This window comes from Maribacter sp. MMG018 (assembly GCF_018100785.1).
Lineage (GTDB): Bacteria > Bacteroidota > Bacteroidia > Flavobacteriales > Flavobacteriaceae > Maribacter.
On sequence record NZ_JAGJEC010000001.1, the window covers coordinates 1,915,500 to 1,921,949 of the forward strand.

Sequence of the window (6,450 nt, forward strand, 5' to 3'; positions counted from 1 at the left end):
ATTCCTCTGTCAATCTTGCTTTTTAGGAGGTTATGCTATCATTCTCTTATTATGAACTCTGAACGCCTATTTAGTTGATGTTCTTTGTCTGAACATTTAACGCCGTTGGCACATCTGTTTATTAGTTGTGTCTCTCCATAACCTTTACCGGTAACCCGACTGTTATCTATACCCTTTGAAATAATATAATCTACCGTTCTTTGTGCCCTACGCTCTGATAGCCAAAGGTTATAATTGTCCTCTTCACGACTATCGGTATGGGAGCCTACCTCTATTTTTACTTCGGGTCTTTTTTGCATGTATGCAACTACCTTGTCCAAATTTTCAAAAGCATCTTTACGTAAATATGAACTGTTCAGATCAAAATAAATAGGATCAAGTTTTAGTACTTTGACCAAATCGGCACCTACTACGGCCACTTTACTGGTCTCCTCCATTTCTAACCGTACATTACTTAGTTCTTTGTTGTCTTCTGAAGGAGGTAAGGGGAGAAGACTTTCTTCGTATCCATCCAAATTACCGACAATATTGTATCCGTTTTCTTGACACGGAACCTCAATTTTAAAAGCGCCTTCTTCATTTGTGAAAGTTTCGCCTATACTACTTTCCGATGCGTCCAATACAGAAATATGTGTATTGGGCAGAGCTTTGTTAGAATCTTTATCGACCGCAATACCGGTTATGTCAACGGTACAGTCTATAGTTTTTAAGTAATAAATATCATCGTTTCCAACACCGCCTGCACGGTTAGAGGCAAAGAAACCGGAGTTTGTTTTTTCATCAAAAATCAATGAAAAATCATCATTGGGGCTGTTGATGGGATTACCAAGATTCTTTACAGAATCTTTCTTTTGTAGATCGATGGAAAAAAGGTCCAATCCCCCTAAGCCTGGGTGTCCGTCAGAAGCAAAATATAAAATTCCGGAATCAGAGATAAAAGGGAAGGTTTCTTTGCTTTCGGTATTGATCTGAGGTCCTAGGTTTTCTGGTTGACCAAAACTACCGTCTGCATTTATGGTTGCCACAAATATGTCTGATGCCCCCAAAGTTCCTGGCATATCGGATGAGAAGTATAATTTGGTTCCATCACTGTTCAAGGCAGGGTGTGCCACCGAATATTTGTCGCTGTTAAAAGGTAGGTCTTCAATATTCCCCCATATGCCATCTTTAAGGGTAGCACGGTATATTTTTAATCTACTTATTCCTTTTTTATCTCTACCAAAAGAACCTTTTTTATAGTTGTTTCTTGTAAAATATATGGTTTTTCCATCTTTAGAAAAACTTGTAGAGGACTCGTTGGCCAACGATTTAAGTTCTTCTGAAAAAGGTGATGGGGTGCTATTTTCCTTTATCGAAAAATTGGAAGCGGTGTAAAGATTTAAGTATGGAGTAGTGGTTCTAGAGGTTGTCTCTAGATCTCTTGCCGTAGAAAAGACAAGATCGTTATTGTAAAAAGAAGGTGCGAAATCCGATTCTTTAGAATTAATGGCTGTTAAGTTTTCAACGGTATATTCCTCTGAGGGGGCCATCAGCTCCATAAAGTATTCCACATCCTTATTATGCTTTTGAGCTCTTATGTCGTTCTCTTTTTTCTTTCTGAATTTTTTCATCCAACGTACGGAACCCTCATAATCTTTGGTTGATTTTAATGCCTGTGCATATCTGTAGAGATAATCCGTTTCAATAGAAGTGTTCTTTAATTCAAAAAGTTTGGCATACCAATAGGTCGCTTCTTGATATTCTGCTTTTAGGTAGGCCGTATTGCCAAGGTTTTTACATATTTTCTCATCCGACAATCCTTGTTTTGTAAGCTCCTCATAAGTGGACATGTCCACCATGTATCCATAATGTTCAAAATTATCTTCGGTCAACTTATTTTTCTTGTCCTGGGAAGTTCCCACCTTGGGGATAAGAAATAGTAAACAAAATATGTACGATAAATTGAATCTCATTTTTGGTCGTTTAAAAGAATCTAGGTGTTAGGTCAATTTTGGTGTTTTTAAGAAATTCGTATCTAAGAAATATTTCAAAAGAACCATTGTTGAATTTGGTGCCTCCCAATTCAGAGATTTCACTGTCATAAGCAAGGCCTAACATTAACTGCTTGGTGATTTGAAACCCGAAAAGAGCACTTATCGCGGCGTCCCATCTGTAGGCGGCCCCCATAGTAAATCTATCATTTAATAAAAAGTTGGCGGATACATCGGCCTGTAACGGAGCTCCAGGGGTAGCTTTTAATAAAAAGGCCGGTTTAAATTTTAATGATGACGACATATTAAAAACATATCCTGATATTAGGTACCATGTCATTTCATCTACAGAAACAATATTGTTGTCACTTCCCGAAGAACTGTCAAAATGCTCTGTTTTCATAAAATTTGGTACAGATAGGCCCGCATAAAAATTATTGCTGTGGTAGTAGATGCCGGCACCAAAATTCGGAACAAATTTTTTGTATAGCTCAGTGGAGGTGACGGTGCTTGTACTGGCATTGTAATTTCTTAGATTGTTAAAATCAATATTTAATAAGTGACCGCCCGCTTTAATTCCAAAAGATAACTTGTGTGTTTCTGATGTTTTTATGGAATAGGAAAAAGCAGCATCAAAGTAGGTGTTTTGATTGGTGTTGTTTCCGATTTCATCATTTACTATAGATAATCCTAGGCCAACTTTATTTGAAGTGGGGCCATGAATGTTCAATGTTTGGGTATTTGGGGCGCCATCACGGCCAACCCATTGAGACCTATGAAGTGCGGCGATACTCAACACCTCCCTAGATCCTGCATAGGCCGGATTTACAGATAAAGTATTGTACATATATTGCGTATACTGGGCATCTTGTTGGCCAAAAGCAATGTAATGCGAGCCTATAACAATGATTAAGAATAAAAAGGCGATTTTATTGATGTTCTTCATCTTTTATCGAATTACATGGAGATATCCAGTTAATAATTTCTGTTTTCCATCCACTTCATATCGTATATCATAGAAATATACCTCAGTCGGCAGTTCTTTATTTTTCATGATAACGGTTCTTCCATTTGAATATCCATTGAAGGCATTAATGCCATTTTTATACCCTTGGGTTTCCCATACTTTTACACCCCATCGATTGTAGATTTCAACCTTGTTGTTGGGATATCTTTCAATATTGATAATTTTGAAACTCCCATCCATAGAATCTCCTGGTTTTACCAAGTCTGACTCTACATATATTTCGCATGTAACCCCATTTGGTGGTGTTCCCCCAATGGAATCACAAGGGTCGAGAGGGTCTGTGTTGTCGCTCACTTCTTGGCCATCATTAATGGTGTCACCATCTGTATCGGGGTTTTTGGGGTCTGTACCTCTGTTTATTTCCTGTGCATTGGTGAGATTGTCCATATCGCAATCGGTTTCACCCCATTCCGCGGTAGGTATTATGGTCTGGTTTTCTAAAATAAAATCACAAGGATCCATTGGGTCGGTATTGTCGGTAACTTCTTGCCCGTCGGTTACACCATCTCCATCCGTATCCGGATTCATAGGGTCAGTACCTAATAGGGCTTCCTCTTCTTCTGTTAGGTCATCATTATCGCAATCACTGGTGGGTAATGGGGTACCTCCAATAGAATCACAGTCGTCAAAAGGATCGGTTCCGTCCATCATTTCCTTACAATCCAATATGGTATCTCCATCTGAATCCAAGTTTGAAATGGTTACGGTAACCGTAGCGGTCGAGTTCGCACCACAAACATTGCCTGTTACGGTGTACGTATAGGCTCCGGCTCCGGCGCCTTCAGGGTTTGGGCTCCATGTTCCTAGAGGGGTGTCCGTTCCCAAGAGTGCAAGAAGCTGGGCCTGGGTTACCGTCTCGTCGGGACATATGGAGAGGGTGGCATCGGTTCCGGCATTTGGTTGTATGTCCTCGGTAACGGTTACGATAGCGGTCGCATCCTCACATGCGTTCCCCTTAACAGTGTAAGTATAGGTTCCTGCGCCGGCCATGACAGGACTCCATGTACCCCCTGTATCGGGCGTACCTCCGAGTTGGGCAAAGAGCTGTGTAGCTGTTACTGTCTCGCCTTCACATATGGTAAGACTTCCATTGGTTCCGGCGTTCGGTGCCGCTTGTTCGGTCACCACCACCTGGGCGGTATCGTTTCCGGTACAGGGTGCGGTCGCGGTTACGGTATAGGTATAGGTTCCGGCACCGGCCAGGGCAGGGCTCCATGTACCCCCTGTATCGGGCGTACCTCCGAGTTGGGCAAAGAGCTGTGTAGCTGTTACTGTCTCGCCTTCACATATGGTAAGACTTCCATCGGTTCCGGCGTTCGGTGCCGCTTGTTCGGTCACTACCACCTGTGCGGTGGCATTCTCGGTACAGGGTGCGGTGGCGGTTACGGTATAGGTATAGGTTCCGGCGCCGTCTAGGGCGGGGCTCCATGTTCCTCCCGAATCATGGGCGCCAAGCTGTGCAAAAAGTTGTGCTTCAGTCACTGTCTCGCCTTCACATATGGTAAGACTTCCATTGGTTCCGGCGTTCGGTGCCGCTTGTTCTGTCACCACCACCTGGGCGGTATCGTTTCCGGTACAGGGTGCGGTGGCGGTTACTGTATAGGTATAGGTTCCGGCACCGGCCAGGGTAGGGCTCCATGTTCCTCCCGCATCGTGGGTACCCAACTGTGCGAAAAGTTGGGTCTCGGTCACTTTGGTTCCTTCACAAATCGTCAGGGCTCCATCGCTGCCCGCATTGGGCTTGGCCTGTTCGGTCACTACCACCTGTGCGGCGGCATTCTCGGTACAGGGTGCGGTAGCCGGTACGGTATAGGTATAGGTTCCTGCGCCGGCCATGACGGGACTCCATGTTCCTCCCGAATCGTGGGCACCCAACTGTGCAAAAAGTTGTGCCTCGGTCACTGTCTCGCCTTCACATATGGTAAGACTTCCATCGGTTCCGGCGTTCGGTGCAGCTTGTTCGGTCACCACCACCTGGGCGGTATCGTTTCCGGTACAGGGTGCGGTGGCGGTTACGGTATAGGTATAGGTTCCGGCACCGTCTAGGGCGGGGCTCCATGTTCCTCCCGAGTCGTAAGTGCCCAACTGTGAAAAAAGTTGTGCCTCGGTCACTTTGGTCCCTTCGCAAATTGTCAGGGTTCCATCGCTACCCGCGTTTGGTTTCTTTTGTTCCGTTACCACAATCTGTGCAGTATCGTTTCCGGTACAGGGTGCGGTCGCGGTTACGGTATAGGTATAGGTTCCGGCGCCGGCCAGGGCAGGGCTCCATGTTCCTCCCGAATCGTGGGCACCCAGTTGTGCAAAAAGTTGGATCTCGGTCACTGTCTCGCCTTCACATATGGTAAGACTTCCATCGCTTCCCGCATTGGGCTTTGCCTGTTCGGTGACCACCACCTGGGCGGTAGCATCCTCGGTACAGGGCGCGGTAGCGGTTACGGTATAGGTATAGGTTCCGGCACCGTCTAGGGCGGGGCTCCATGTTCCTCCCGAATCGTGGGCGCCCAACTGTGCAAAAAGTTGTGCCTCGGTCACTGTTTCGCCTTGGCAGATCGTCAAGGTTCCATCGCTGCCCGCATTCGGCGCTGTCTGCACGGTCACCACCACCTGGGCGGTATCGTTTCCGGTACAGGGTGCGGTGGCGGTTACGGTATAGGTATAGGTTCCGGCACCGTCTAGGGCGGGGCTCCATGTTCCGTCTGTATCGGGAGTACCGCCGAGTTGAGCGAACAGTTGTGTCTCGGTCACTTTGGTCCCTTCACAAATCGTCAATGTCCCATCGGTTCCCGCATTTGTTTTAGGTTGTTCCATGACGGTCACGGTACTGGTATCGTCTACGGTACAGGGTGCCGTGGCCGGTACGGTATAGGTGTAGGTACCCGGACCATCAGGGACTGGCGACCATGTTCCGTTGGTATCCGGGTCACCTCCGAGTTGTGCAAAAAGTTGTGCTTCGGTCACTTTTTCGTCTTTACAGATTGTCAGGGCTCCATTGGAACCTGCCTCTGGTGCCGCTTGCACCGTCACGACAACCGTTGCCGTATCGTCTACGGTACAAGGTGCCGTGGCGGTTACGGTATAGGTATAGGTACCTGCCACTTCGGTAGGGAAGGACCATGTTCCTCCCGAGTCGTACGTACCCAGTTGTGCAAAAAGTTGAGCCTCGGTCACTATCTCGCCTTCGCAGATCGTGAGTGTCCCATCGCTTCCCGCATTGGGCTTTGCCTGTTCGGTGACTATCACCTGTGCGGTGGCATCCTCGGTACAGGGTGCGGTAGCCGGTACGGTATAGGTGTAGGTGCCCGCTCCGTCAGGGATGGGGCTCCATGTTCCTCCCGAGTCGTAAGTGCCCAGCTGTGCAAAAAGTTGTGCCTCGGTCACTTTTTCATCTTTACAGATCGTGAGTGTCCCATCGCTTCCCGCATTGGGCTTTGCCTGTTCGGTGACCACCACCTG

Annotated in this window: 3 protein-coding genes; all 3 read right to left on the bottom strand. The window is 46.6% G+C overall.

All coding sequences use genetic code 11. The annotated features are described in order from the left end of the window. Positions 1-38: 38 nt before the first annotated feature. Positions 39-1,952, bottom strand: a complete 1,914-nt coding sequence (locus J8L85_RS08215; protein ID WP_211016214.1) for an OmpA family protein — start codon at positions 1,950-1,952, stop codon at positions 39-41. A gap of 10 nt (positions 1,953-1,962) precedes the next feature. Further along, complete coding sequence (locus tag J8L85_RS08220; RefSeq protein WP_211016215.1) at positions 1,963-2,916, bottom strand: type IX secretion system membrane protein PorP/SprF; 954 nt, start codon at positions 2,914-2,916, stop codon at positions 1,963-1,965. A 3-nt stretch (positions 2,917-2,919) separates the two neighbouring features. After that, the coding region (locus J8L85_RS08225) for a gliding motility-associated C-terminal domain-containing protein (protein ID WP_211016216.1) at positions 2,920-6,450 on the bottom strand (3,531 nt) is incomplete at its 5' end.